The 25,700-nt window shown below is 50.7% G+C and carries 19 protein-coding genes; 12 read left to right on the plus strand and 7 right to left on the minus strand.

Annotation, left to right across the window (positions count from 1 at the left end; all coding sequences use genetic code 11):
• Positions 1-17 precede the first annotated feature (17 nt).
• Positions 18-1,196, plus strand: coding sequence for a glycoside hydrolase family 130 protein (locus tag E6W40_RS19285; protein WP_136607257.1), 1,179 nt, complete (start codon positions 18-20; stop codon positions 1,194-1,196).
• 59 nt (positions 1,197-1,255) lie between these two features.
• Here E6W40_RS19285 and allC read toward each other — a convergent pair whose 3' ends face one another.
• Positions 1,256-2,470 (minus strand): allantoate deiminase, encoded by a 1,215-nt coding sequence (allC, locus tag E6W40_RS19290; protein ID WP_136607258.1) that lies wholly within the window; start codon positions 2,468-2,470, stop codon positions 1,256-1,258.
• A gap of 275 nt (positions 2,471-2,745) precedes the next feature.
• Between allC and E6W40_RS19295 the strand changes: the two genes are divergently transcribed.
• Together E6W40_RS19295 and ade are read left to right on the plus strand one after the other, a co-directional pair.
• Complete coding sequence (locus E6W40_RS19295) at positions 2,746-4,068, plus strand: NCS2 family permease (RefSeq protein WP_136607259.1); 1,323 nt, start codon at positions 2,746-2,748, stop codon at positions 4,066-4,068.
• Between the two features lie 24 nt (positions 4,069-4,092).
• Positions 4,093-5,865 carry an adenine deaminase gene (ade, locus tag E6W40_RS19300; protein ID WP_136607260.1) on the plus strand — a complete coding sequence of 591 codons (1,773 nt, stop codon included), beginning with the start codon at positions 4,093-4,095 and terminating at the stop codon, positions 5,863-5,865.
• 221 nt (positions 5,866-6,086) lie between these two features.
• Here the strand turns inward: ade and E6W40_RS19305 are convergent, their stop codons facing one another.
• From E6W40_RS19305 to E6W40_RS19315, 3 genes are all read right to left on the minus strand, one after another.
• A complete protein-coding gene (locus E6W40_RS19305) occupies positions 6,087-7,166 on the minus strand; it encodes a LacI family DNA-binding transcriptional regulator (RefSeq protein WP_136607261.1) in 1,080 nt (359 codons plus the stop codon).
• An 83-nt stretch (positions 7,167-7,249) separates the two neighbouring features.
• The gene (locus E6W40_RS19310; protein ID WP_246073108.1) at positions 7,250-8,548 is read right to left on the minus strand and encodes an ABC transporter substrate-binding protein; all 1,299 of its coding nucleotides are present in this window, start codon (positions 8,546-8,548) and stop codon (positions 7,250-7,252) included.
• Complete coding sequence (locus E6W40_RS19315) at positions 8,545-10,455, minus strand: cache domain-containing sensor histidine kinase (protein WP_136607262.1); 1,911 nt, start codon at positions 10,453-10,455, stop codon at positions 8,545-8,547. The genes E6W40_RS19310 and E6W40_RS19315 overlap by 4 nt, the downstream gene beginning before the upstream one ends.
• A gap of 233 nt (positions 10,456-10,688) precedes the next feature.
• Here E6W40_RS19315 and E6W40_RS29765 point away from each other — a divergent pair, with 233 nt between their 5' ends.
• From E6W40_RS29765 to E6W40_RS19330, 3 genes are read left to right on the plus strand one after another with little or no spacing between them, the layout of a single operon-like run.
• Positions 10,689-11,102, plus strand: coding sequence for a hypothetical protein (locus E6W40_RS29765; RefSeq protein WP_211147054.1), 414 nt, complete (start codon positions 10,689-10,691; stop codon positions 11,100-11,102).
• Between the two features lie 9 nt (positions 11,103-11,111).
• Positions 11,112-12,866: an ABC transporter ATP-binding protein gene (locus E6W40_RS19325; protein ID WP_136607263.1), complete on the plus strand. Its 1,755-nt coding sequence runs from the start codon at positions 11,112-11,114 to the stop codon at positions 12,864-12,866.
• Positions 12,850-14,703 (plus strand): ABC transporter ATP-binding protein, encoded by a 1,854-nt coding sequence (locus tag E6W40_RS19330; RefSeq protein WP_136607264.1) that lies wholly within the window; start codon positions 12,850-12,852, stop codon positions 14,701-14,703. Before E6W40_RS19325 ends, E6W40_RS19330 begins: the two co-directional genes overlap by 17 nt.
• 116 nt (positions 14,704-14,819) lie before the next feature.
• Here E6W40_RS19330 and E6W40_RS19335 read toward each other — a convergent pair whose 3' ends face one another.
• From E6W40_RS19335 to E6W40_RS19345, 3 genes are all read right to left on the minus strand, one after another.
• Positions 14,820-15,836 carry an alpha/beta hydrolase gene (locus tag E6W40_RS19335; RefSeq protein WP_136607265.1) on the minus strand — a complete coding sequence of 339 codons (1,017 nt, stop codon included), beginning with the start codon at positions 15,834-15,836 and terminating at the stop codon, positions 14,820-14,822.
• 192 nt (positions 15,837-16,028) lie between these two features.
• Positions 16,029-16,478 (minus strand): hypothetical protein, encoded by a 450-nt coding sequence (locus tag E6W40_RS19340; protein ID WP_136607266.1) that lies wholly within the window; start codon positions 16,476-16,478, stop codon positions 16,029-16,031.
• A 12-nt stretch (positions 16,479-16,490) separates the two neighbouring features.
• A complete protein-coding gene (locus E6W40_RS19345) occupies positions 16,491-17,045 on the minus strand; it encodes an NAD(P)H-dependent oxidoreductase (protein WP_136607267.1) in 555 nt (184 codons plus the stop codon).
• Positions 17,046-17,224: 179 nt separating this feature from the next.
• On the opposite strand from E6W40_RS19345, the gene E6W40_RS19350 reads away from it, so the two are divergent.
• From E6W40_RS19350 to E6W40_RS19375, 6 genes are all read left to right on the plus strand, one after another.
• A complete protein-coding gene (locus E6W40_RS19350; RefSeq protein ID WP_136607268.1) occupies positions 17,225-17,860 on the plus strand; it encodes an HlyD family secretion protein in 636 nt (211 codons plus the stop codon).
• A gap of 19 nt (positions 17,861-17,879) precedes the next feature.
• Complete coding sequence (locus tag E6W40_RS19355) at positions 17,880-19,421, plus strand: DHA2 family efflux MFS transporter permease subunit (RefSeq protein WP_136607269.1); 1,542 nt, start codon at positions 17,880-17,882, stop codon at positions 19,419-19,421.
• 362 nt (positions 19,422-19,783) lie between these two features.
• On the plus strand, positions 19,784-20,683 hold the full coding sequence (locus tag E6W40_RS19360) for an ABC transporter permease (RefSeq protein ID WP_136607270.1): 900 nt from the start codon (positions 19,784-19,786) through the stop codon (positions 20,681-20,683).
• Between the two features lie 18 nt (positions 20,684-20,701).
• Positions 20,702-21,580 (plus strand): carbohydrate ABC transporter permease, encoded by an 879-nt coding sequence (locus E6W40_RS19365; protein WP_136607271.1) that lies wholly within the window; start codon positions 20,702-20,704, stop codon positions 21,578-21,580.
• Between the two features lie 28 nt (positions 21,581-21,608).
• The gene (locus E6W40_RS19370; protein ID WP_342774716.1) at positions 21,609-23,225 is read left to right on the plus strand and encodes an extracellular solute-binding protein; all 1,617 of its coding nucleotides are present in this window, start codon (positions 21,609-21,611) and stop codon (positions 23,223-23,225) included.
• 119 nt (positions 23,226-23,344) lie between these two features.
• Positions 23,345-25,696: a helix-turn-helix domain-containing protein gene (locus tag E6W40_RS19375; RefSeq protein ID WP_136607272.1), complete on the plus strand. Its 2,352-nt coding sequence runs from the start codon at positions 23,345-23,347 to the stop codon at positions 25,694-25,696.
• Positions 25,697-25,700 lie beyond the last annotated feature (4 nt).

Raw genomic sequence — 25,700 nt, forward strand, 5'->3', positions numbered from 1 at the left:
GGAGAGGAAGATGAATCATGAATACATGTTTTGAAGAGCGCAAGAAGCATCTGACAGAACGTTACGAGGCCCTTATTAAACGTCCCAACCCAAAAGTACCTTATGGAAACGGCATCTACGACCGTTATGAGTATCCGGTTCTAACCGCCGAGCATGCCCCGCTGATTTGGAAATATGACTTTTCAGAACAGAATAATCCCTATTTTATGGAGCGGATGGGTATCAACGGTGTATTCAATCCCGGCGCCATCGAGCTCGGCGGCAAGTTCTACCTGATGGCCCGTGTAGAAGGAGTTGACCGCAAATCCTTTTTTGCGGTGGCGGAGAGTGACAACGGCGTGGACGGATTCCGCTTCTGGGATCACCCCGTCGTGATGCCCGAAACGGAGAATCCGGACATTAACGTCTACGATATGCGTCTCATTCAGCATGAAGATGGGTTCATCTATGGGCTCTTTTGCACCGAACGCAAGGATCCGGACGCCCCGCGTGGCGACCTCTCCAGCGCGGTTGCTCAGTGCGGTATTGCCCGTACGAAGGATTTGATCAGCTGGGAGCGGCTGGCTGATTTGAAAACCGGTTCGGCGCAGCAGCGTAACGTCGTGCTGCATCCGGAATTTGTGGATGGCAAATACGCGTTCTATACCCGTCCACAGGATGGTTTCATTGATACAGGCTCCGGCGGCGGAATCGGCTGGGGACTATCCGATTCGATCGAGCAGGCAGTGATCGAGCATGAGATCATTATCGATGAGCGGTATTATCATACGATCAAGGAAGTGAAGAACGGACAGGGACCTGCTCCGATCAAGACTGATAAGGGGTGGCTGCATATCGCCCATGGCGTACGCAACACCGCAGCAGGTCTTCGTTACGTGCTGTATGCTTTTCTGTCTGATCTGCAAGAGCCTTACAAGGTAACACATGCACCAGGCGGACATTTCATCGCACCGGAGGGCGAGGAACGGGTCGGCGACGTGTCCAATGTGGTTTTCTGTAACGGGATCATTGCCCGGGACAATGGCGAAGTCTATATTTACTACGCCTCTTCGGATACAAGAGTTCATGTTGCGACAACAACCGTGGAGCAGCTGCTTGATTATGTGATGAATACTCCGGAAGATCCGCTGCGTTCCTATGCATGTGTTCAGCAGCGTCTTGAGCTGGTTGAACGCAATCTGCAGCATGCCGAATAACCACCGCAACAAAAAAGGCAGGCCTATGGGTTTCCCCATTAGGTCTGCCTTTTTTCAGGCTAATAAGCAAGCTGATGCAACAAATCGGTGAGTACACGAACGCCATCTTCCAGCTGCTGCGGCTCCGTATATTCCAAAGGTGAATGGCTGATGCCATTACGACTGGGTACGAACAATATAGCCGTTCTGCAGTACGAAGCAAATATCTGCGCGTCATGCCCGGCTCCGCTGGGCATCCGGCGGTAGGGCAGCTCCTGCTTAAGGCAAATATCCTCGATCGCATCCGTCAAAGCCGGATCCATAGCAATCGGTGCGACATTCATCCAGCGCTCAATATCGATTTCCACGTTCCGCTGCGCCGCAGCGGAGCGAATTGTCTCTACCAAACGCTGACACGCCTCATCCAGTACCTTTTCATCCGGATGACGGACATCAATCGTAAAGTTTACCTGTCCCGGGATAACGTTCGGCGTGTTGGGAACAAGCTCCATTTGCCCGACCGTCGCAACCAGCGGTGCACCGAGCTGCTCCGTTTTATCCATGATGGCAACCACCATCTCGCTTGCAGCCCGGACGGCATCCTTCCGGTAAGCCATCGGCGTCGTACCTGCGTGATTGGCTTCCCCTTTGACATGAACGGTATAACGCTGCAAACCTACAATCTGCTCTACAATGCCGATCGACTTCTGCTCCTGCTCGAGAATGGCTCCCTGCTCCACATGAAGCTCGATAAAGGTATCGACATCCGACCTGGGTCCCTTCCCCTTCGTTCCCGGACCGAACCCGGCCGCCTCCATCGCAGTCATGAAGGAAACTCCCTGCTGATCCCGCGCCTGTTCGATATCTTTGTAAGACGCAGCTCCTGTCATGAAGGTCGAACCCCAATAATTATAAGGGAACCGGCTGCCCTCCTCCTCACAGAAGGCCACCACCTCAATGGTTTTCTTCGGCGTGCCGTAACGCTCGCGAAGACGCGACAAAGCCGTGATTCCGGCTACAATGCCATAAGCCCCGTCGTATTTACCCCCACGCTTCACCGTATCGACATGGGAGCCCGTTAAAATACACGAACAATCGTCGTCTGACCCCTGCAGCCGTCCACACAGATTACCTGCATCGTCAAAATAAGCCTGCAGGCCAAGTAATTCCATTTTAGCAGCCAAGGCTTCCTGCGCCCCCTTCCAGGAAGGCGTATATAAAAGACGGGTTACCCCGCCATCCGAGTCCGAGCCAATCCTGCCCAACCACTCTATAAGTTCTTCTGTCATCTGCATATCCGCTTAGCTCCAATCTTTTTCTGGCGTGCCAGATTCCCTATGTAACCATCCTCGCTTCTATACACCATATCACTGCCGCCAACAAATTTCTATGGATAATCCGGGGTCATCCGCTCATCCTCCTCAATATTTGTCATATCTGTAAATACGAACATTTATGTTTGTTTATTTGCACAAAGTTCGCCTTTTGCTTTGACGGTTCCGAAAAGTCCTGTTATAGTTACATGGCGCAAGAACGCAAACACAACATGAAAAGGAGTCCTCTAGCAATCATGAACAACACGAATTCATCTTGGTTAGATCGGTTTTTTAAGCTCAGCCAGTACAATACGAATGTTAAGACTGAGATTATCGCAGGTCTTACCACCTTTGTTACGATGGCATACATCATCGTGGTTCAACCTGACCTCATGAAAGCCGCGGGCATGGATCAAGGTGCCGTTATGGTTACCGTACTGATTGCATCCGGCCTCTTCAGCATCATCATGGGACTTTATGCCAAACGCCCTTTTGCGGTAGCGCCAGGTATGGGAGGAAACGCGTTTTTTGCCTATAGTATCGTAGCCGCAGGGCTAGCAACCTGGCAGCAGGGCCTCGGAATGATTTTCATCTCAGGGGTGCTTTTCTTACTGCTTACGTTCCTGGGATTACGCGAAACGATATCCCACATTATTCCGAAGAATATCAAGCATGCCATCGGGGCTGCCGTCGGTTTGTTCATCATCGGTACCGGCTTCTCCAATGCCAAACTCATTGTTCAAAATAAAACCGGCACGTTAACGCTTGGCAGCCTGCATTCACCAACGGTGCTGCTGTCCGTCATCGGCCTGGTCATCATCATCGGGCTCATGGCCCGCAAATTGAAAGCTGCTGTATTCATTGGTATCCTGATTACTTCAATCATCGGTATTCCAATGGGTATCACCAAGCTTCCGCATTCTTTCGGAGATTTATTCTCTCTGCCGCCTAACCCTTCATCCATCATGTTTCAGGCGGACATCCCGGGTGCCCTTAAACTAGCATTCTTCCCGCTATTGTTCACCTTCTTTACGGGAGAATTCTTCTCTACGATGGGTACAGTCCTGGGTGTAGGCGCGAAAGCGAATCTGCTGGATAAAGACGGCAACCTGCCCGATATCAAAAAACCGTTTATCGTTGACGGGGTAGCCACAGTGGGTGGTGCGCTGATGGGACAAACCACCATTACCACCTATATCGAATCGGCCAGCGGCGTTGAAGCCGGCGGGCGTACGGGCCTTACGGCTGTAACCACCGGTATTGTATTCCTGCTCGCTCTTTTCATTACGCCGATCATTCTGTTAATTCCAAGTGCTGCTACAGCGCCGGCGCTTATTGTCATCGGATTGTCCATGCTCGCAACGCTTAAGAATATTAATATGGATGAATGGGAAGAATCCCTTCCGGCGCTGCTTACCGTTATTGCTGCCGGGCTTACATTCAGCTTGGCTAACGGAATTGTATTCGGTATTTTGTCTTATGTCGTGATCAAAGTATTTCTGGGTAAATTCCGCGATATCCATATCGGATTATGGATACTCTGTGTTCCGCTCGTCTACTACCTCTGGTTAAAATAATCTGGAAAAAGGAGATCGATCATCATGAACAACAAACTTATTGCCGCAGCACGCGGCGATCATCCACTAGATCTGGCTATTAACAACATCCAGTTGGTCAACGTATTCACCGGCGAAATTTATCCGGCAGCCATTGGCATTGTGGACGGTACGATTGTCCATGTCACCGCACCGGGTGAAACCGAGCTTGAAGCTGCAGCGTCAATCGATGGACAAGGCAAATTCGCCGTGCCGGGTCTCATTGACACGCATTTGCACATTGAGAGCAGCATGCTGACACCAGCTCATTATGCCGAAACGGTACTTCCACATGGAACCACATTAATTGTCACGGATCCGCATGAAATTGGAAACATCCTTGGTGAAGAAGGCGTCCGCTACATGGTGGAAGCCAGCAAGGTGCTGGATCTGCGTGTCATGACGCTTGCACCTTCCTGTGTTCCATCAGCACCTGCAGTTGAAACCGCTGGCGCTGAGTTCACACCTGAAGTGATTGAGCGCATGCTGACCTGGGATGGAATTGATGGCGTAGCCGAGGTCATGAACTATCATGGGGTCATCCACGAGGATCCCCGCATGATGGGCATTCTCGAAGCGAACAAGCGCGCCGGCAAAATCCCTCAGGGTCATGCGCCAACCGTCGTTGGGCGTGACTTATCCGCCTACCTGGTGGCTGGTCCCGACTCGGATCATGAATGCCGCACCATGGAAGAAGCCATTGCGAAGCTTCGCGCCGGCATGATCGTCGATATCCGCGAAAGCTCCTTCTCCCTGAATATGGCGGAGGTAGCCAAAGCGATTGTCGGCAAAGGTTATCTGCCTAACGTAACGCTATGTACGGATGATGTGCTGGCATCCGACCTGATCGAGCGCGGTCATATCAACCATGTGGTGGTACGTGCCATCGAGGAAGGAATTCCGGCAGTCGATGCGATCCGTTATGCCACACTGAACGCTGCAAACCGGTTGAACCGCAAGGATATTGGAGCCATCGCTCCTGGACGTCTCGCTGATATCGTACTCGTGGATGCACTTGAGTCCATGAACGTATCCGATGTATTCATCGGAGGCAAGACGATCGTCAAGGAAGGCAAATTGACCGAGCGCCAACAGCATCTGGAGCCTCCTCAGGAATATTTGCAAACCGTGCATTTGCCTGAGATCCATGAAGAGGATCTGCATCTTCATGTCGAGGATCCCCACGCTTCGGAAGCCCGTGTACGCGTGATCGAATATGACTTTGCACCGGGTCTTCCAACCGGATTCATCGAAACCGTGCTGCCTGTAAAAGACGGACAGCTCGTTCCTGAAAGCTATGATGGCCATAAAGGGCCGCTGAATCGCGTAGCCGTATGGCATCGTCATGGACTGAACGACAACAAGGCACTCGGGCTTCTCGCAGGCTTCGGAATCATCGCCGGAGCCGTGGCAACAACCGTAGCCCATGACAGCCATCATCTGACCGTGCTCGGCGTGAACACGGAAGATATGGTTATTGCAGCCAATGAGCTCCGCAAGCGTCACGGCGGTATGATTGCCGTCAAGGACGGCGAAGTGATCGCATTCCTGCCGCTCCCGCTCGCAGGCATCATGAGCCTGGAGGAAGGCGAAACCTTTGCTCCGAAGATCAAGGAATTCATCGATATCATTCAGGCCGAAATCATGCCTGGCAAAAATCCGATTCACCGCATGATCGTCGTCACGCTTCCGGTCATTCCGCAGGCGAAGATCACTGACCTGGGTCTGGTGGATGTAGACAAGCAGCAGCTTGTCCCGTTGATCATCGAAACGAAATAAGCAAACGACCTCCACTTTAATCCATTTCACAACTCACTAAAACGATAATATTGAAACTATATATAGACCAATAAAACCGTTTGGATCTATATATAGCCTTGATTGAAGCGACTTAAGGTATTATGAAATTGATTCCCTTGTCTAAAATAAAAAGCACCCCTGCCAATCAGGGGTGCTTTTCTTTACGATCATAGACTTCAAGGTATCCACGAGCCCTGCCTCTATTCTGCCGAAGCCTGGCTACCCGGGGCTGCTGCGGTTGAATCACGGTAAACAATATCCCCTGCGAGCAGAATCTTCTCCATCGGCTCATGAAAACGCTCAATCCGCTCCAGCAGCTTCTGTACTGCACGACGGCCCAATGCTTCCTTGGGGACATGAACCGTTGTGAGACGCGATCCACCCTGCGGTGAATCCTCAATGTTGTCAAAGCCGGTAACGGATACTTCAGCAGGCACCTTCACACCAAGCTCGTTAAGCACCCTTAATGCCGTAACAGCAATAGAGTCATTGGCGCAAACTAGAGCTGTAGGCATCGATTTGGTCTTGAGCTTTCGTGAAACCCAGCTTCTGATCTCACTTTCAACGTCGCCCTTCTCCAGCTCCTGCAGCTGCAGCACGAATCCCTCCTGAACTGCCGGACTCAGTCCATGCTCGTCCAGCGTGATCTTAAATCCGATATGACGGTCGCGGAAGCTCCGGGAAAAGCGGTCATTGCCAATGAACTGCAGCCGGTTGTGCCCGATTCCAATCAGATGATTGGTCAGTCTCGCCATCGCATCCATGTTATTCACAAAGATCGTATCCGAAGGGATAAGCGGATCCTCCATGTCTACCAGAACAATCGGCAATCCCATCCGGTGCACCTCCAGCAATAACGGCGTTGAAATTTGGCCTACTCCAATCAGCCCCATGATCCCGTCCGGATTCAGGATGTTCACGAAGTTATCGACGCTCTGCTCCGAAATAATTACCATTCCAAGGCCCAGGTCTTCAAGACTGCTGGAAATCCCCTCTAGAATCTTGCCCCAATAAAGAGAATCCTTCGTCTGAAAGCGGATATTAGGCATCAGTACGATGACGGATTGCTTCCCGCCTGTTTTCGGTGAAGGCCGCTCCGTTTTTACGGTTCTCATATAGGCATTTTTTTGCGAAAAATATCCAAGCTGGGATGCGGCCTGAATCACCCTCTCCTTCGTCATCTCGTTGACACCGCCTTTGCCGGACAACGCTTTGGATACGACGAATTTAGACACGCCCAGATGGTCGGCAATTTGCTGCATAGTTATCTTCTTAGCCATTTTTTCCTCACCTCAAGTGGCATGGATTCAAATAGTTTTTACCTCACGATGACATCCATTTGTTTCTCTCCATGCCCCGTTGTTTATATTTTTGAATTCCTTCTTGCCTGCTCCCATCTTCGGTTCAAATCCTCGAAGGCCTTACCCAGATCGGGGGAAGCAATCAGTTCCTGAATATAGTCGCCTGACCAAAAGGAGATCCCTGCTTTGTTCGCCAGTTCAATGAACTCATCCGTCTGCTGCTTATTCTCCACAAGCTCGGGCTTATAGGACAGAAACTCCTGAAACTGCGGCATCGTCGTTTTTTGTGTTGTATCTACAGGTAAAAAACCGGAGTCATTCACATACCCTGATTCTTTGACATAAAATTCGATCCAAGCGCGGGCCAGCTCTTTATTGGTGCTGAATTTGCTTACGCCAATGAACCAGTCGGGCGTCAGAGGCGCGTAATGCTGCTTGTTATTATCATAGGGAAACGGAAAAAATCCAATGTCCTCCGGATTCGCTCCGGCATCAATAACCTGCTGGATCGCCCAGTTCCCCAGAAAATACATGGCCGAATCGCCGGAGGCGATTTTGCTCTTGGAGATTTCCCAGCTGTTTGAAAACAAATGATCCTCCACATACCCCCGGTTAATCAGCGTTTTGGCGATGCCCACCGCCTGTCCCCATGGATTATCCAGCTGAAAAGGCTCATCTTCATTCACCATATTATTCAGCGCGTCTGACGAACCGGTCATGTAGTTCACCATGTTCTCCCCCCATTGCTGGAGAGGCCATTTGGCACCATAATTCATATACAGCGGAATCATCCCAGCCGCTTTCAGCTTGGCGCATGCTTCATAAAAAGCGTCCAAGGTCCCAGGCACCTCATGGATACCAGCCTTGGCAAAGGATTTCTTATTATACACAATTCCGATCGTGCTGCTTCCCGTGGCGATTCCGTATCTCACTCCATTATAGGATTTGAAATCCGGAAAGCGTACATGCTCGAACATCGATTCGTTCAACGGTTCAAAATAGCTGGGCAGGTCCTTATTGGCAATACTGACCGGAAGCAGAAGCACATCCCCAATATCCCTCGTTGACAGCCGTACCATGACATCATTGGTGTAATCCGTAATGCCTTCAAACTCTACCTTGGCACCGGGATACTTTTGCTCGAAATGTTCAGCGTACTTCTCCAGAACGCCGCTTTCGATCAAATCTACCCTGTTTGTCATGACATGGATCGTTCCGCTCATCTGTCCGCCCGCATGCGGAATACCCTTGGCCGGTTCAGCCTTCGGGTTTGCCTGCGACGTTTCCCTGCAGCCGGCTGCGGCAGGCAGACACAACAGCAGAACGCCTATGAGCAGCCAGCGGTTCCATTTTTTTATCAATGACCATTCCCCCCGTGATCATCCGGGCTGCTTTCGAGCAATACCGGCTTTGTACCCAGCGGCGGCAGCTCAATCACAACCTCAGTGCCCGCTCCCAGGCGGCTGAATACTCTCATCCCGTACGCACTGCCATACTGCAGACGGATTCGTTCATGAACATTCCGCAGGCCAATGCCACCATTGCCTTCCCTTCGCGGAGCCGCCGTAGCCTGCAGCGACTGATTTAGCGCCTCGAGCGATCCTTCATCCATACCGCAGCCATCATCACGGATTGTCATACGCGTCAGTCGCGGCGTCATTTCCGCCTCTATCCATATATTCATCTTAAGCTTGAGATCATCCAATCCATGATAAACCGCGTTTTCCACGATCGGCTGGAACAGCAGGCGGATAATTGCGTATCTCATGAGTGGCTCAGGTATATCCAGATGAAGCTCAAACCGGTTCGGATACCGATAATTCAGCAGCTGTACATAATGAATGACATGATCGATCTCCTCTCGCAGAGGAACCTCGTCTTGAATTTTGCCACCGATGCTGTAACGCAGCATTTTGCCCAAAATAGAGATCATGTCGGCTGCATCCGTGTCATCATTCAGCTCAGCCGTCATCCGGATCGTCTCCAGCGTGTTGTAGACAAAATGGGGGTTGATCTGGCTCTGCAGCGCCTGCATCTCTGCTTCCTTCTTCTGGCTCTCGATTTGGTAGATATCGTGGATTAATTGCTGAATCCGGCTGAGCATGCGATTGAACTGGTTGCCCAGCTGCCCGATCTCATCACGGTGTTTGACCTTAAACTTGACGCTTAAATCCCCTGCCTGCACTCTCCGCATCAGCCCGATCATTTTCTTCATCGGCTTAGTAAATGCAAAGGACAGAATGATAGAGGCGAGCAGTGCAACACCTATGATAAACAGTGTGGCCAGAAGCGTCACATTGCGGGTCACATCCGCCTCCTTCGTGAGCTCCTTGACCGGAATCTGAATAATCACCTTCCACTTCGTCAGCGGAGATGTGGAGTATATGTACAGCTGGCGTTTGCCATCCACTGTATCATAGAAGCTGCCGCTGGTTCCTTTTGCCTTAAGCACCACCGGGTTACCGGATGCGTTGATCGCCAGCATTTTACGGCCGCTGTCATATATCACATCCCCCTGTTCATCAATAATCAGCGAGGTTCCCCGGGTTACCTTATCGAGCTCCACCACTTGATCCACGATCACGCTGATATTCGCGTCTACCGCTATCAGTCCGATGGGATTCAAGGAACGGTCAAGGATTTTGCGGACAACCGTAAAAGCATAACGAGTACTCTTCAGATTACTCCGGTATTCCTGAGTGCTGAACAGAAGCGCTTCACCATGCGTGGCGGCCACTTTGTCCATCCAGAGCTTGTAGCTGTCTGCTATATCCAGCCTTACAGCGCCGTCCTTGCTGGAATAATATCCGTTACCGTATTGATCGAAGATATAGACCGAATTTGCTCCTCTTTTAATATTGTTGATAAACGCGATATTTCCCTCGATCCCCCGCTGGATGGACAGCTGCAGATCAAAATCATTCGGGTACGTATTACTGCCGTCCTTGCCTACAACCTGCTGCCTCTGCTCATGATATTCATTGGAACGCACCAGATTGAGCTTGATATCGTCAATGTAGGCGGGAATGGACGAAATCCGCTTCATATCCTCGATATAATCATCCACCCTCTCCATCATCTGGCCGATCATATTCCGTGAGTAGAGAACCGTATTTTCCTGAATTGAGCGTGAATAACTATTATAAGAAATCAGGCTGATCACAGACAACGGAAGAATAATGATGATAATAAAAACCAGCAGCAGCCGCCGTTCCATACTCATGTCACTCAGCCGCCAGCGCGGGTTCAGACGCCGGTTCTCCTTCATCTCCAAGGCTCTCCTTGCGACTCAAATTATGGTGATTCGGATGTGAATTTGTTAGACTAATTTGTTGGTGTCATTATAACAAATTCAAAACAGGTATTATACAAGTTATGCCTATTTTATTTTCCGGAAAAATTACTCATCTTCCGCATTGACAAAACAAGTCATCGGCGTATACATTTGTATACAAGTTAAAAAGCGTATGCATTTGTATACACTTTGAAGGAGTGACAATTATGAGGGAAGATCATACAGAGGCAAGACAAGGAACAGACGAGGTTAAAGATCATGGTGGACGTGGAGGACGCCGCGGCGGACACGGAAGACATGACCATGACCGGCGGGGACGAAGAGAGGATGGTGTTGAGGACGAACATGCACGCAATTTCCACAGTGCCCAGACCTTCCGTCGTGGACGTGTGCTCATGTTTCTGGAACGTCTGCAGGTGCAGCGGGATACGTTAATGCAGCAGCTCGGCAAGCCGGAATTCCAATCCATTGTCCCCATTATAACCGGTGAACTGAAGGCTGTTGACCAAATGATGCAGGAATACATCCATACCTTTGAACTTCGTGAAATTGAAAATCCTTCTGCAAAAGACCCGTCCACTTCTGCCCCGTCTGCTCCCCATCATCAAGATACGGAGTGAGGTGAGAACATGTGGAAACTGAGAGCATACCTGCGTCCTTACAAAACCTCCGTAATCTTGGCACCGCTGTTCATGCTGCTGGAGGTATCTATGGATTTATTGCTTCCGGCCCTGATGGCAAGCATTGTGAATAAAGGAATTATTGCGGGCGACCTCGCCTATATCCAGCATACGGGGCTGCTCATGCTTGGTGTTGCCCTGATCGGTCTGCTCGGTGGTGTGGGCTGCACGGTCTTTTCAAGCTACGCCTCTCAAAATGTCAGCATGGACTTGAGAAACAGCTTGTTTAACAAGATACAAACCTTTTCTTTTCGCCATATCGATGAGCTGAAGAGCGGCTCGCTGATTACCAGGCTGACCAATGACGTTGTTCAGGTGCAGACTTTTGTTCAAATGATGCTGCGCAGCATCCGATCACCGCTGCTATTTATCGGCAGCTTTATCATGGCCCTCGTGATGAGCCCGCGTTTGACGCTGATTCTGCTCATATCGATACCGCTGTTATTTGTATTTTTGCTGGTGCTCATCCGGCGGTCTTTCCCTTTGTTTACGAAGGTGCAGGCCATGCTCGATGGCGTGAACAATGTGCTTCAGGAAAATCTGTCCGGCATTCGTGTCGTGAAAGCCTTTGTGCGTTCCGATTATGAGCGCGGGCGTTTCGCCGAAGCCAACCAAGCCTACACGGGGATCGCCATCAGGGCAACCCGGCTGTTGGCATTGAATATGCCGGTGATGACGTTGATCCTTAACCTGAGTATCGTCGCTGTATTATGGTTTGGGGGCAGGCTCACTTTAGGAGGTTCGCTATCCTCGGGAGAGTTGATCGCATTTATCAATTATGTGACTCAGCTGCTGTTCGCCATGCTGATGATCACCAACATGCTGACTTTCATCTCGCGTGCTAAAGTATCGGCCGACCGGATTCAGGAAATCTTCGATACCGAGCCGGATATTCATGATCCGGAAGTCATTCGAGAGCAGCGGACATCATGGACCGGAGAGGTTGAATTCTATGATGTTTCCTTTGGCTATGGGATGCAGCATGAGCAGAATCCAAGGGAGCTTATTCTGAAACACATCAGTTTCAAGGCGAATCCCGGCCAAACAACCGCCATTCTGGGTGAAACCGGTTCAGGCAAGTCCTCCCTGGTCCATCTGATTCCGCGTCTCTATGAGGCGACAGGCGGCCATGTCCGGATTGACGGCTGCGACGTCCGCGATATCCCGCTGGATGAGCTGCGCGGGATGATTGGCATGACGCTGCAGCAATCGGTTCTGTTCAGCGGCAAAATCATCGATAACATCCGCTATGGCCGTCCCGATGCCTCGTTTGACGAAGTGGTTCAAGTGGCTAAAGCAGCTCAGGCACATGAATTTATTATGCAAACGCCGGATGGATACGACACCATTATGGGACAGAAGGGCGTAAATCTGTCCGGCGGTCAAAAGCAGCGCTTATCCATCGCCCGCGCGCTGCTGGTCAAGCCGCGGATCTTAATACTTGACGATAGTACAAGTGCTGTAGATGTAGGGACAGAATCACGCATCCAGCTTGCGTTTAAAACCCTGATGAAGGATAGTACGAACATTATCATTGCCCAGCGGATCTCCTCCGTCATGGAAGCCGATCAGATCCTTGTACTGGAGAACGGATCCATTGCCGCGCAAGGGACGCATGATGAACTGCTGCAGAGCAGTGAAATTTATCAGGATATTTACCGGTCTCAGCGGAAGGAGGATCATCCACATGCCACAGCCAACTAAATCCGGGATTCCCAGCCCCTCCGGGGGCGGTGTGCCTCCCATGATGGGTAGGGGACCGGGTGGCCCCGGCCCCATAGTCATGAATAAAGCAAAGCCCAAGCAGGCATCTGCTACGCTGAAGCGGTTATGGTCCTATTTGAACCGGCAGCGCTGGGGGCTGATTACGGTATATATCTCCACCATTCTGAGCTCTGTCATTGCATTGATCGGTCCCTTTCTCATCGGGAAAGCAATTGATCAATTTATTATGCCGAATAAACATGAGGGTTTCCTGTCTCTGTGTCTGCTGATGATCGGCATCTATGTGCTGGGAAGCCTTGTCTCCTGGGTTCAGGTGTACGTCATGACAGGCGTCTCGCAGCGAACGGTATTAGAGCTCAGGCATGATTTGTTCGATAAATATCAGCAGCTGCCGCTGCGGTTCTTCGACACCCATCATACAGGTGAACTGATGAGCCGGACGACCAATGATATTGAGAATGTATCCAATTCCCTCAACCAAAGCGTCACGCAGCTGCTGAACAGCCTGATTATGCTGGCTGGTTCTCTGGTCATTATGCTGAAGCTGAATCTTTCCCTTACTCTGGTGAGCATGATCAGCATTCCCCTCGTCCTGCTGGCAACAAAGCGGATCACCCGTGTGACCCGCAAGTATTTCAAATCGCAGCAGCAGCATTTGGGCGAGCTGAACGGCTATATCGAGGAAACGATCAGCGGACAGAAGATCGTCAAGCTTTTCCGCCGTGAACCTGTTGTAATCCAGCAATTCCAAAGCATCAACCGCAATCTGAACCGTGTCGGCATCAAAGCGCAGATTGTTTCCGGCTTGGTCGGCCCCGTTATGAACATGGTGAATAATTTAAGCTTTGCCCTCATTGCCGCCATTGGTGGCTGGATGGCGTTCAACGGACATACCAGCGTGGGTATTATCGTCAGCTTTCTTAACTACTCCAAGCAATTTGGACGGCCGATTACGGAGCTGGCCAACCAGTTTAACCTGATGCAGTCAGCAATCGCAGGGGCCGAGCGCGTGTTTGAGGTGTTTGATCTGAAAACCGAATACGAGGATCAGAGCTCCCATGCTGCGAAGCTCGACACCGTACAGGGGCATGTTGAATTCCAACAGGTATCCTTCGGCTACAATCCGGAAACTCCAATACTTAAGCAAGTATCATTCGAGGCCGCACCAGGTGATATGATCGCGCTCGTTGGTCCGACCGGTGCGGGCAAGACGACCATCGTCAATCTGCTGACCCGCTTTTACGAGATTGATGAAGGGGATATCTGCATCGATGGACAGAGCATCAAAGAAACGGATAAGAATAGCCTGCGTTCCAAAGTAGGGATTGTGCTTCAGGATGCATATGTATTCTCCGGCAGCATCCGGGAGAACATCCGCTTCGGAAGGCTCGATGCAACCGATCAAGAGGTGGAAACGGCTGCCAGGCTTGCGAATGCGGACCGATTCATTACCCGTCTTCCAGAGGGTTATGATACCGTCTTGGCTGCGGAAGGCAGCAATATCAGCCACGGTCAGCGGCAGCTCCTGACCATTGCCCGCGCGATCCTGGCCGATCCGGCGATCCTTATTCTGGATGAAGCGACCAGCAGCGTGGATACCCGTACGGAAATGCATGTACAGGATGCGATGAAGACGCTGATGAAGGGCCGGACCAGCTTCGTGATTGCCCACCGCCTGAGCACGATTCAGGATGCAGACCGCATTCTCTTTATCCGTGACGGCTGCATTGCCGAGCAGGGCAGCCATCATGAGCTGCTGGAGGCCAAGGGTTATTATTATGAGCTTTACTCCAGCCAGTTCCAGCGGGCCATCTGACCCTTTCTGAAGACTACAAAAAAAACCGGCACTGCTATATAAATTGAACTAAAGTTTGTTTTTCTTTAGTTCATTTATTATTACAGCAGCATGCCGGTTTTTTAATTTTCGATCGCTCATATGATTCCAGTACCGAATCCGTCAAGCTTAGCTCCACTCTCACCATAGCCAGGTACCGCTCGGTCATCCAGCTGGCCCCGAGCTAGGCCCAAATAACGGTCCGCAAAGCGGCCGATCCGTTCACGGTAGCTCGTTTTATCCATAAAATATGCATTCGCATGAACCGCACCGGACACCACATAGAGCTCCTTCTCTCCTCCCGCAGCAGCCGCAAGGCGGTTCACCATTTCAAACGGAACAAATGTATCCTTGTCCCCGTGAATGAACAGAATGGGCAGTTTTGTCTTCGCCACCTGTCTAAGCGCCGAGCCTTCACCAAAAAAGTAGCCCGCACGGAGCTTGCACATCAGACTCGTAATGGGGAGCAGCGGAAACGGCGGCAGCTTGTACATCTGCTTCAGCTGATACGTCAGGATATCTTGAACCGATGTATAGGCGCAGTCCGATACGATGCATTTGACCTGTTCCGGCAGCTTCTCCCCGCTGGTCATGAGCACCGTGGCACCGCCCATCGAGACCCCATGCAGCAGTATCTGCGTCTGCGGTCCACTCCGCTTCACAACATAACCGATCCACTTGATAATGTCCCGGCGATCCGGCCAGCCGAAACCGATGTAGCTTCCACCGCTTTGTCCATGGCCCCGATTATCGGGCATAAGCACATGAAAGCCCATCTCATGATAGAGCTTGGCGAAAGCGCCCATTTCCCTACCCTGACTATAATATCCATGAACCAGGACTACCGTACGATCCGACGGCTCGGCGGACGGAATGTAATAGCCCGTTAATGAAAGCCCGTCCTCGGCCTGCATATGGAGCGTTTCAAGCGGCTGGCTCTTCAACCATTCCTCTTCATGCTCCCATGGGTTATCCACTTTAATAAGAGAGGGATCCTCCTCCAGAAAATCCTTTTTGCTGCGCCGGATCCCGACATTATAGAAGTACATACTGGCTCCTAAAAGCACGAGCACAATCAAAATAAGACAAATGATGACCGTTGTTACTACCGTCATGATTTCCTCCCACTGCCTGCTGAATCACGCCGAGGCGTGCATCATATATATAGAATTTCTTATCTCTTAAAATAACACCCGCTACAGCCCAGTGACAATGAAATGTTCAATAATGCCAAAGAAAAAACAGCCTCCGGACTGATGACCGGTACGGCTGCTTTATCTCTACTCATGATTCCTGCCAGCCCCTCCCTATTTTCCCTGATCCCTCATCATGGCGCGCAGTGCCTCGCGATAGGCATCATCAGAGCTTGGATCAGGCTTCTTCACAGGCGGCGGACTGCTCTCTTCTTCCACTGGTGTATGACCTGCGAACTTCCGAAGAGCTTCACGATAGGCACGATCACCGTCGCTGGCCGACCGATGCGCTTCAGACTCGGCCTCCTCCAGCGCGATTCTGTCCGGAGCTTCCGGTGCGATCACTCTTTGTTCTTGTTCGACCGTTACATGGGCCTCGACTGGAGGAGCAGGAGTTATATCAGCCGGAGGTGCCGGGGTTGAGGGCGCAGCGGGCGGAGCAGAGGAAGCTGCAGGTTCCTCCCTGACATCTGGACGTTTCCCTGACCTCTTCGTTAAACGGGAGTTATATACAAAAAGAAAAATAAGCGCCACAATGGCGAGTACAACAAAAGCAATGACCATATAGCATCCACCCTACCTTGTCGTAGTTGAAGCAACCAGCTGCTTGGTTACCTCAGCTACCCGTCTGCCTAACGCACGACCGAGGATCAGATCATTTTCACTTGGCAGGTTCTTCGGATCATTCTCCGACAGCTCTACAGGGCAGGTTACGCCAACACCGTAGTATGATCCGTATAACGCATTTTCCGGAATATTCCCGGGCAGTCCGACAATAATCATGCCGTTATGAAGCATCGGCGTAATCAGGTTGATCAGGGTCGACTCCAGTCCACCGTGAACGGTAGCTGTTGTGCAAAATACGCCCCCGACCTTTCCAACCAGCTTGCCCTGTGCCCACAGGTATCCCAAACGGTCAATCCAGGTTTTGAGCCCGGCGCTGATCGTACCGAAATGACCCGGGCAGCCCCAAATAATCGCATCCATATCCTCCAGCTTGTAGATATCAGCATCATTCACGTGGGAAATTTCGGCCTCGGCTCCGTCTACGGCGGTTACACCCTCCATCACAGAGCGCGCGAGCGCCTCGGTATGTCCATTCTCACTATCATAAATCACATATATTTTCATGCGGAATGTCCCCTTTTCCATGCTTTGATTTCTTATTTATCCCCAGAAGATCTCCGTTTATCCAGTACTCTAGTTAGCGAATCCGAAAAAGAAACGAAGCTGAATATGAATTCTCCGTTTAGGGGATGCTCTCTGTAATTGGCTAAAGATAGCAACCATTTAGGAGGAGACAACACGTTATGAACTCACGCGCACTTCTTGTCAATGTACTCGTCGTCATTATTGTGCTCGGACTGGGCGGAGCGGCGATTTACTATTACAATCAGACATCCAGCTACGTCAAAACGGACAATGCCCAGGTTACCGGACAAGCCGTTTCGATCGCTGCTCCAGCTGCTGGAAAGCTCGACACCTGGAATGCCCAGGTCGGTCAATATTTTAAAACCGGTGATGTGGTTGGGAGTATAACTGCTCAGGGCACCCGGGTTGATATTACCGTTCCGCTCAGTTCTACAATCGTTCAACAAACGGCAATCCCTCATTCCTATGTAGCACCGGGGACTTCGCTGGCCAGAGGCTTCAATCTGAATAATCTGTGGATTTCAGCCAATATAGAAGAAACCAAGCTGGATAAAATCAAGGTTGGTCAAACGGTTGATGTCTATGTAGATGCTTTTCCGGATACAACGCTCACCGGCAAAATCGATCAGATCGGCCTGGCCACTGCTTCGACGTTCTCTATGTTTCCAAGTACAAACTCCAACGCCAACTACACCAAAGTGACGCAGGTCGTGCCCATTATCATCACGATTGAGGGCTACAAAGGTCTCGGAATTGTCCCTGGCATGAACGCTACCGTCCGAATTCACATTTAGCGAGGGGGCAGGTCCTGCCATGGAAAAAGAATTTCATATGGGACGCACGCTCACCGTGCTGCTGCTTGGAGCGTTCATCTCCATTCTGAACCAGACGCTGCTGAACGTAGCCATCCCCCATTTGATGAATGAATTCAATGTATCGGCTACGACCGTCCAGTGGCTGTCCACGGCCTATATGCTGGTGAACGGCGTACTGGTGCCGGTTACGGCGTTTTTGATTAACTCTTACGGAACAAGGGCTCTCTTCATGTCCGCCATGGGACTGTTTACCGCCGGTGCCGTGCTGTGCTCGCTTAGTAATTCCTTCGTGCTCATGCTCGTTGGACGGATTATTCAGGCCAGCGGCGCAGGGATTATTATGCCTGTGGTAATGAACGTATTCCTAACGGTCTTTCCACCTGAAAAAAGAGGCACCGCGATGGGCACAATGGGGATTGCCATGATGTTCGCACCTGCCCTCGGGCCGACGCTGTCCGGCTGGATTGTTGAACATTACACCTGGCGGATCCTGTTTCTCATGGTCATTCCGCTGGCGCTGCTGGATATCCTTTTTGCCTTCAGATGGCTGACCAACGTCAACAAGCTCACCAAGCCGAAGTTCGATTTCTGGGGTGTGGTTTTCTCTACGCTTGGCTTCGGAATGCTGTTATACGGCTTCAGCTCCGCCGGAGACAAGGGCTGGGAGAGCTTTACCGTACTCGGTTCCTTGTTTGTCGGAATTGTCTTCATTATGCTGTTCGTCCTGCGTGAACTAAAAATAGAAGTTCCAATGCTGGAGTTCAGGGTGTTCAAATATGATATCTTTACGGTCTCTACCATTGTCGGCGGGCTTGTTAACATGGTCATGTTCGGTGCGATGCTGCTGCTGCCGATCTATCTGCAGAACATTCGTGGCTTCACACCCCTTCAGTCCGGCCTTCTCCTCCTGCCAGGCGCTTTACTGATGGGTGTGATGTCGCCGATCTCCGGCGCGATCTTCGATAAGATCGGGGCAAGACCGCTGGCAATTGTCGGACTGTTCATCACCGCCGTGATGACGTTTGAGTTCAGTAAGCTGACCTCAGATACCTCCTTCTCGCATCTGATGATCATCTATACCATACGGAGTTTTGGCATGTCGCTCATCATGATGTCCGTACAGACCGAGGGTCTGAATTCGCTGCCGCCGCGCCTCGGCGCCCACGGTACGGCCATGTCCAATACGATGCGGCAGGTGGCCGGGTCCATCGGAACCGCGCTGCTCATTACCGTGATGTCGACCCGTTCGACCACTCATATCGCTGATGCCGCCAATCACTACACTGCGGATAATCCCTTCATAAGCGAGGATTTGGCAGCACTGAGCCAGAGTATATCCACGACGGCGGGTGTACCTGTAGAAACAGGCTACAGCTTGGTATTACAAAGCGTATTCGGAATCGTCTCCGAAAAAGGCACCATCGAGGGGATCAACGATGCCTTCATTGTGGCAACCTGGATTGCCATCATTGCCTTGCTTCTGTCCTTCTTCCTGCGCAGAGCGCGGAAGCCGGCGAAGAAGCCGAAGCATGCCAAGTAACTTCGCGGGCAGCATGCGGAAGCCGCCATCCACAACGGGATGGCGGCTTCTATGCGTTTTTTAGGATCATTTTAATCGTATCCCATCGGGTACTATAATCAACACTGTTATCATCCCCGGCCGGAGTTAGCCTATGTGTGATCTTGAATTCCCCCCGCCATGTAAGCCCTTTTCTCCCTCAAGAACAGAAAAGCCGATCACGAAAAATCTGCCGATGGACACTCTTCGGGCGGCTCCTCTAGAATGAAATTGTGTTCACGGCCGTTCACTTTGTAAAACGCTTACATTTTATTCATCCATATCTATGGGAATGGAAAGCTGTGCTGCATCCTTCAATAACGTTCCATCAAGGGGGCTGTCCAATGTCAATCAAATGGCTTCGATCCAACTGGGAGCTCTATGCTCTGATTCTGCCCGTTGTGGCCTATTTCATTATATTCCATTACATCCCGATGTACGGTGTCCAAATTGCCTTCAAGGATTTCATCGCGACCAAAGGAATTCTCGGATCGCCTTGGGTAGGGCTCAAACACTTCGAGCGGTTCTATCACAGCTATTATTTCTGGCGACTCATTAAAAATACGCTGGGTATCGGCGTGTTTCAACTGGTCGTCGGATTTCCTGTCCCCATTCTGCTCGCGCTCATGATCAACGAGGTTCGCGTCAAAAAGTTCAAGAAGATCGTCCAGACGGTTACTTACGCCCCTCACTTTCTCTCTACGGTGGTCCTCGTTGGCATTCTGGTTATTTTCCTCACGCCTGATACAGGGATCATGAACCAGATCGTCAAAGCGTTTGGGGGCCAATCGATCTCGTTCATGACGGAACCATCATGGTTCAAATCGCTCTATGTATTTTCCGGCGTGTGGCAGCAGATGGGATGGAGCTCGATTATTTATTTAGCAGCTCTTTCCGGCGTCGATCCCCAGCTTCATGAAGCCGCACGAGTGGATGGCGCTTCCCGGATGCAGCGGATTTGGCATATTAATCTTCCTTGCATATTGCCGACCATCGTCATTTTGCTCATTCTTAATACGGGCTCTATCCTGAGTGTCGGGTTCGAGAAGGTATTCCTGATGCAGAACGACATGAACCTCGAGAGCTCGGACGTGTTTGCCACTTATGTATACCGTAGCGGACTTCTAGGGGCTCAGTACAGCTTCTCCGCGGCTGTCGGATTTTTCTCGAACATTGTCAACTTCATCATTATCGTAGCCGTAAACTTCATCGCGAAGCGGGTCGGCTCGACCAGTCTCTGGTAGAAAGGAGGCCGCATCCCTATGGGTGATACACGCGGCGATAAATTATTCGGCATCGTTAATACCATCGTACTTTTGATTATTTTAGCCATTGTTATGTATCCGTTGATTTTCGTTGTTTCGGCTTCGATCTCCAACCAGTTGGCCGTCTCCAGCGGCAAGATGTGGTTATTCCCCAAAGAATTTACCTTGGTCGGCTACCAAAAGGTATTCCAGAACCATGACATTCTCGTTGGATATGGTAATACATTTCTGTACGCCATCGTAGGTACATCCATTAATCTTGTGATGACCGTACTGGCGGCCTATCCGTTATCCCGCAGGAAGTTCGCAGGCAAAAACATCATCATGTTCATCATGGTCTTCACCATGTTCTTCTCTGGCGGCATGATTCCCACCTACCTTATCATCAAGAAGCTGGGGATGCTGAACACGATGTGGTCGCTCGTCATTCCGAATGCGGTAGCCGTATGGAACATCATCATTATGCGGACATTCTTTCAGGAAAGCGTGCCGGCCGAGGTTCAGGAAGCGGCGATGATCGACGGATGTTCTCACACCGGAATTCTTATGCGAGTGATGCTGCCTCTGTCGATGCCGATTCTCGCGGTCATGACGCTCTTCTACTGCGTCGATCACTGGAACTCCTATTTCTCTGCATTGATCTATTTAACGGACCGGGCAAAGTTCCCGCTGCAGCTCATTCTGCGGGAAATCCTGATTCAGAACCAGATGGATAAAATGTCAGGGGGCGCCACTTCGCTTTCGGAACAAATCATGTACGGGCAAGCCATTAAATATGCCGTGGTTGTCGTAGCCAACTTGCCGGTGTTCCTGCTCTATCCTTTCCTTCAGCGTTATTTCGTGCAAGGAATGACCATCGGGGCAATCAAAGGATAAAAAATATCGTTTTCGAGGAGGATCTTAAATGATGAAACACCGCCAAAAATCTTTGCTGTTGTTGGTTTCCCTTATGCTGGCTGCGAGTACCCTGCTTGCCGCATGCAGCCGCACAAGTGAAACTTCAGCCCCGCAGGGCGACGGTCAAACTTCCGCATCAAACGAGGTTAGCATGGAAGGGATGCCTATCGTTCAAAACCCGATCAACTTGGAGTTCTTCGCACCCAAACGTTTCGCGGCATCCGACTGGAACAACATCCTCATCTGGCAGGAATATGAGAAAATGACCAACATCCATGTAAAATGGAACACGGTGGATCGGGATAATCTGGTAGAGAAGCGGAATATCCTGCTCGCTGGCGGCGACTATCCCGATGCGCTGTACGGAAACGGCCTGTCGGCTTCCGATCTGATGATGTACGGCGAACAGGGCGTCTTCCTCAAGCTGAACGATTATATCGACAAATATGCGCCTAATTTCAAAAAACTGCTTGAGGAATACCCGGAGGTCAAAAAAGCGATTACGATGCCGGACGGTAATATCTATTCGTTCCCGACCATCACCGATCCCAATTTCAAATCGATGCTGACCGGCGCCTTTATGTGGTATAACCCCGAATGGTTCGCAAAAACGGGCCTATCCGAGCCGAAAACAACGGATGAGTTCTATGAATTTTTAAAAGCGGTCAAAGCGAAAGATCCAAAAACGATCCCCCTTGGCGGAGGCCCTGGCTGGGCATACCTCGGCAATTTCCTGCAGGGTGCCTGGGGGCTTGGCAACCGCGGGGTCACGCACCCGTATGTGGATATCGATCCAGCGACAAATGAGCTCCGGTTCTTCCCGATCGATCCGAACTATAAAGAGCTGCTTCAATACACGAATAAGCTGTATGCCGAGGGCTTAATTGACAGGGATTTCTTCACCGCGAACGCAGATCAGATTATTGCTAAAGGTTCCCAAGGTGTGTATGCTGTTATTGCCGATTACAATCCGGAATCCGTCTACTCGAATCTGAAGGGGTATGCCGGAGCATCTGCCTTGAAAGGACCGCACGGGGATCAAATGTATTCGTATATCGGTTCTTCCGTGGGCAATCCGGGCCAATTCGTCATTACGAACAAAAACAAGAATCCGGAAGCAACGGTACGCTGGGTTGATTATCTGTACAGCGATGAAGGCAGCAAGCTCTTCTTCATGGGCGTGAAAGATAAGACGTTCACCGAAAAAGCGGGCGGAGAGATGGATTACACCGATGAAATTAAGCATAACCCGAATGGCTTGACCCAAGACCAGGCGGTATCGCAATATTTGGTCTGGCCAGGCGTAGGCTATCCGGGCATTCTAAAGCAGCAGTACTTTAAAGGTTCCGAAGGGATGCCAGCCTCGGTTGATGCCGCGAAGAAAGTGGAACCGTATCTCATTAAAGAGATCTGGCCGCCATTCACATACACCAAGGATGAAACGGAACGGATGACGGTACTCCGGGCGGATATAGAGACCTATGTTAAGGAAATGACCACCAAGTTCATTACGGGAGGCGCCTCCTTTAATGAATGGGATTCCTACGTGAATACGCTGAAAAAAATGGGGCTGGACGAATATATGGAGATTTATAAAGCCGGCTACAATCGTTATACGAAGTAACTTTACACCGACATCAACCTTACCAGTCTGCCAAAGACGAAACGCTTCGAGCGTTTTCTCTTTGGCATTGGCTGTCTTAAGGAGATGGCGATGACTATTAAGGCAAAGGCGGGAAGACGATGCGTGCAAAATGGCTGGGCGGAACCATGCGGCTCCGTTTCTACAAGTATTTTCTATCCTATGTTGCTGTGATTGTCGTTCTTCTTCTTATCGTCGGCGGTATCGTATACAAAGGCTTTTTTACCACGTTAAGTGCTGAAGTGCAGGATCATACCATTGCGAATCTGACAGGAATTAAAGATACGATGGATACCAAGATCAGCGAAATGAACCGGATGGCCCTGCAGATATCATCCGATCCCGTGCTGACCCCGTTTATGATTGAAGAGAATGGATATGCGCTGAACCGAACCGTCAAGGAATTGAAAACGTATAAATCCACGAACATGTTCATCCGTGACTTATTGATATACTATCCCACCCAGCACTCGGACCGTCTGTACGGATCAAGCGGTACCTATGACGCCGACGATTTTTTTGGATACGTTTACAAATTTAAAGATTGGAGTAAGCCGAATCTGGACGCCATTTTCTCCGGAATGAAGGCACCCATGATGCGGCCGCTCGAAACGGTGATGGTCAACGGAGTCAATCCGATGCAGCTCTCCGTTTATATCCATCCCCTGTCGATTAACCGGGAGAACCGTTACGGAATGCTGCTGTTCCTGATTGAAGAGTCCAGCGTACGTTCGATCGCGCAGGCCGCTCTGCAGCATTATGACGGATTTATGTATATACTGAACGAACGGAATGAACAGGTGTTCCGCCTGGCCAACGGGGAACGCGATGAAGCGGAGACGGCGATCAGCCAGCGGATCATGAACGGACCCACTGACAAAACAGTCGATACCCTGCCGGTGAAGGGGCGCAACTATTCAATTATACGGCTGCAATCCGGTTATAATCATTGGTCATACATCACCGTAATGCCTACGGACCAGTTTATGGGGAAAGTGGAGCGGAGCCGCCTTCTCTTTCTGTATACCATCGCAGCGGTCTTTCTGATTGGCCTGGTCATGGCATTTGCCCTTTCCTTAAATAATTACCGGCCCCTGCAGCGGCTGATCACCAAATTGAAAACCCAATATTCCATTCATGATTCCGCCAGGCAGACGGATGAATACGAGTTAATATTTCATGCCGTCGGAGAGATCAACCGCGAAAAGGAAGGGCTGCTTCACCGGTTGAATGCCCAGGGAGCCGCCCTGAAGGAAAAACATCTGCTGTCTCTCCTGTACGGACGGATGAAACCCGAAAATGTGGAGGAAACCTTCGCCCACTCCAATGTCGTTCTTGATAAGCCTTTTTTCACAGTGCTGATATTCCTCATCGACGACAGCGGAAAGCTCAAGCAGACCCAGACGGAATCCATGCAGCTGATTGTGAGGTACAGCCTGCTCAAAATGATTGAGGACCTTTCCCTCGAATCCGGTGCGGGCTACGGCATCGAGCTGCCCGATAACCGCGGCTTTGTGCTCCTGCTCAACTTGAATGAAGGCTTCGATCATGTACGGCATCCAGCCGAATTAGCCGCCAAGGCCAAGGAGCTATTCCGGCAGTACGCGGGCCTATCCGTCACGGCAGGCATTGGCGGTATATATGGCGATATCGGCAAAACTTATCAATCTTTCCTGGAAGCAGGCCAGGCTGCGAGGTATCGCTTTATTCAAGGCGGCGACCGGGTCATTCTTTATGAAGACATCCAGCATCATGACCAAAAAGGCATCTTCTGGCACCCGCTTGAGCAGGAGTCGGAAATCGCTCGGGCGATCAAGGGCGGCCGCAGCGACGAAGCGGAGGCGATAATCCGCGACATCATCGCCAACATCGTCCATCGGCAAATCCCGCTGAGGGCTGCAGAGCTGATCTGTTTTGACATTGTAAATACGATATTAAAAACGTTCATTGAGCTGGAGATTCAATCGGCCGAGCAGAGTGACGGAGGCCTTGAAGATCTGCTCGCCGCCGAATTCGAAACAATGGAAGAGATGGAATGTATGCTGATTGGACTTTGCAGGCATCTTTGTTCCTATATCGGCAAGGCTACGGAAGGTAAGCAAACAGGCCTGACCGAGAAAATTCTGGCCTATATTACTGATCATTACTGCGACCATTCCCTATCCCTCGACAACATTTCCGGCCAGTTCGGACTGTCTCCCTCCTACGTCACCCGGTTATTCAAAGAGACGTCAGGACAATCGCTGATGCGGTACATCGACGGCATGCGAATGAACAAAGCGAAGGAACTGCTTCGGTCTTCCGATGCCCCGCTCAAAGATATTATCCATGAAGTCGGTTATATTGACGCCACGAATTTTATTCGCAAATTCAAGAAGAATGAAGGACTGACCCCGATCCAGTACAGGACCGTCGTCCGTGCGGATCATACCGAGGGAGGTATAAGTTTGTAATAAC

Origin of the sequence: Paenibacillus dokdonensis (assembly GCF_004916975.1) — a bacterium.
GTDB classification, from domain to species: domain Bacteria; phylum Bacillota; class Bacilli; order Paenibacillales; family Paenibacillaceae; genus Paenibacillus_AQ; species Paenibacillus_AQ dokdonensis.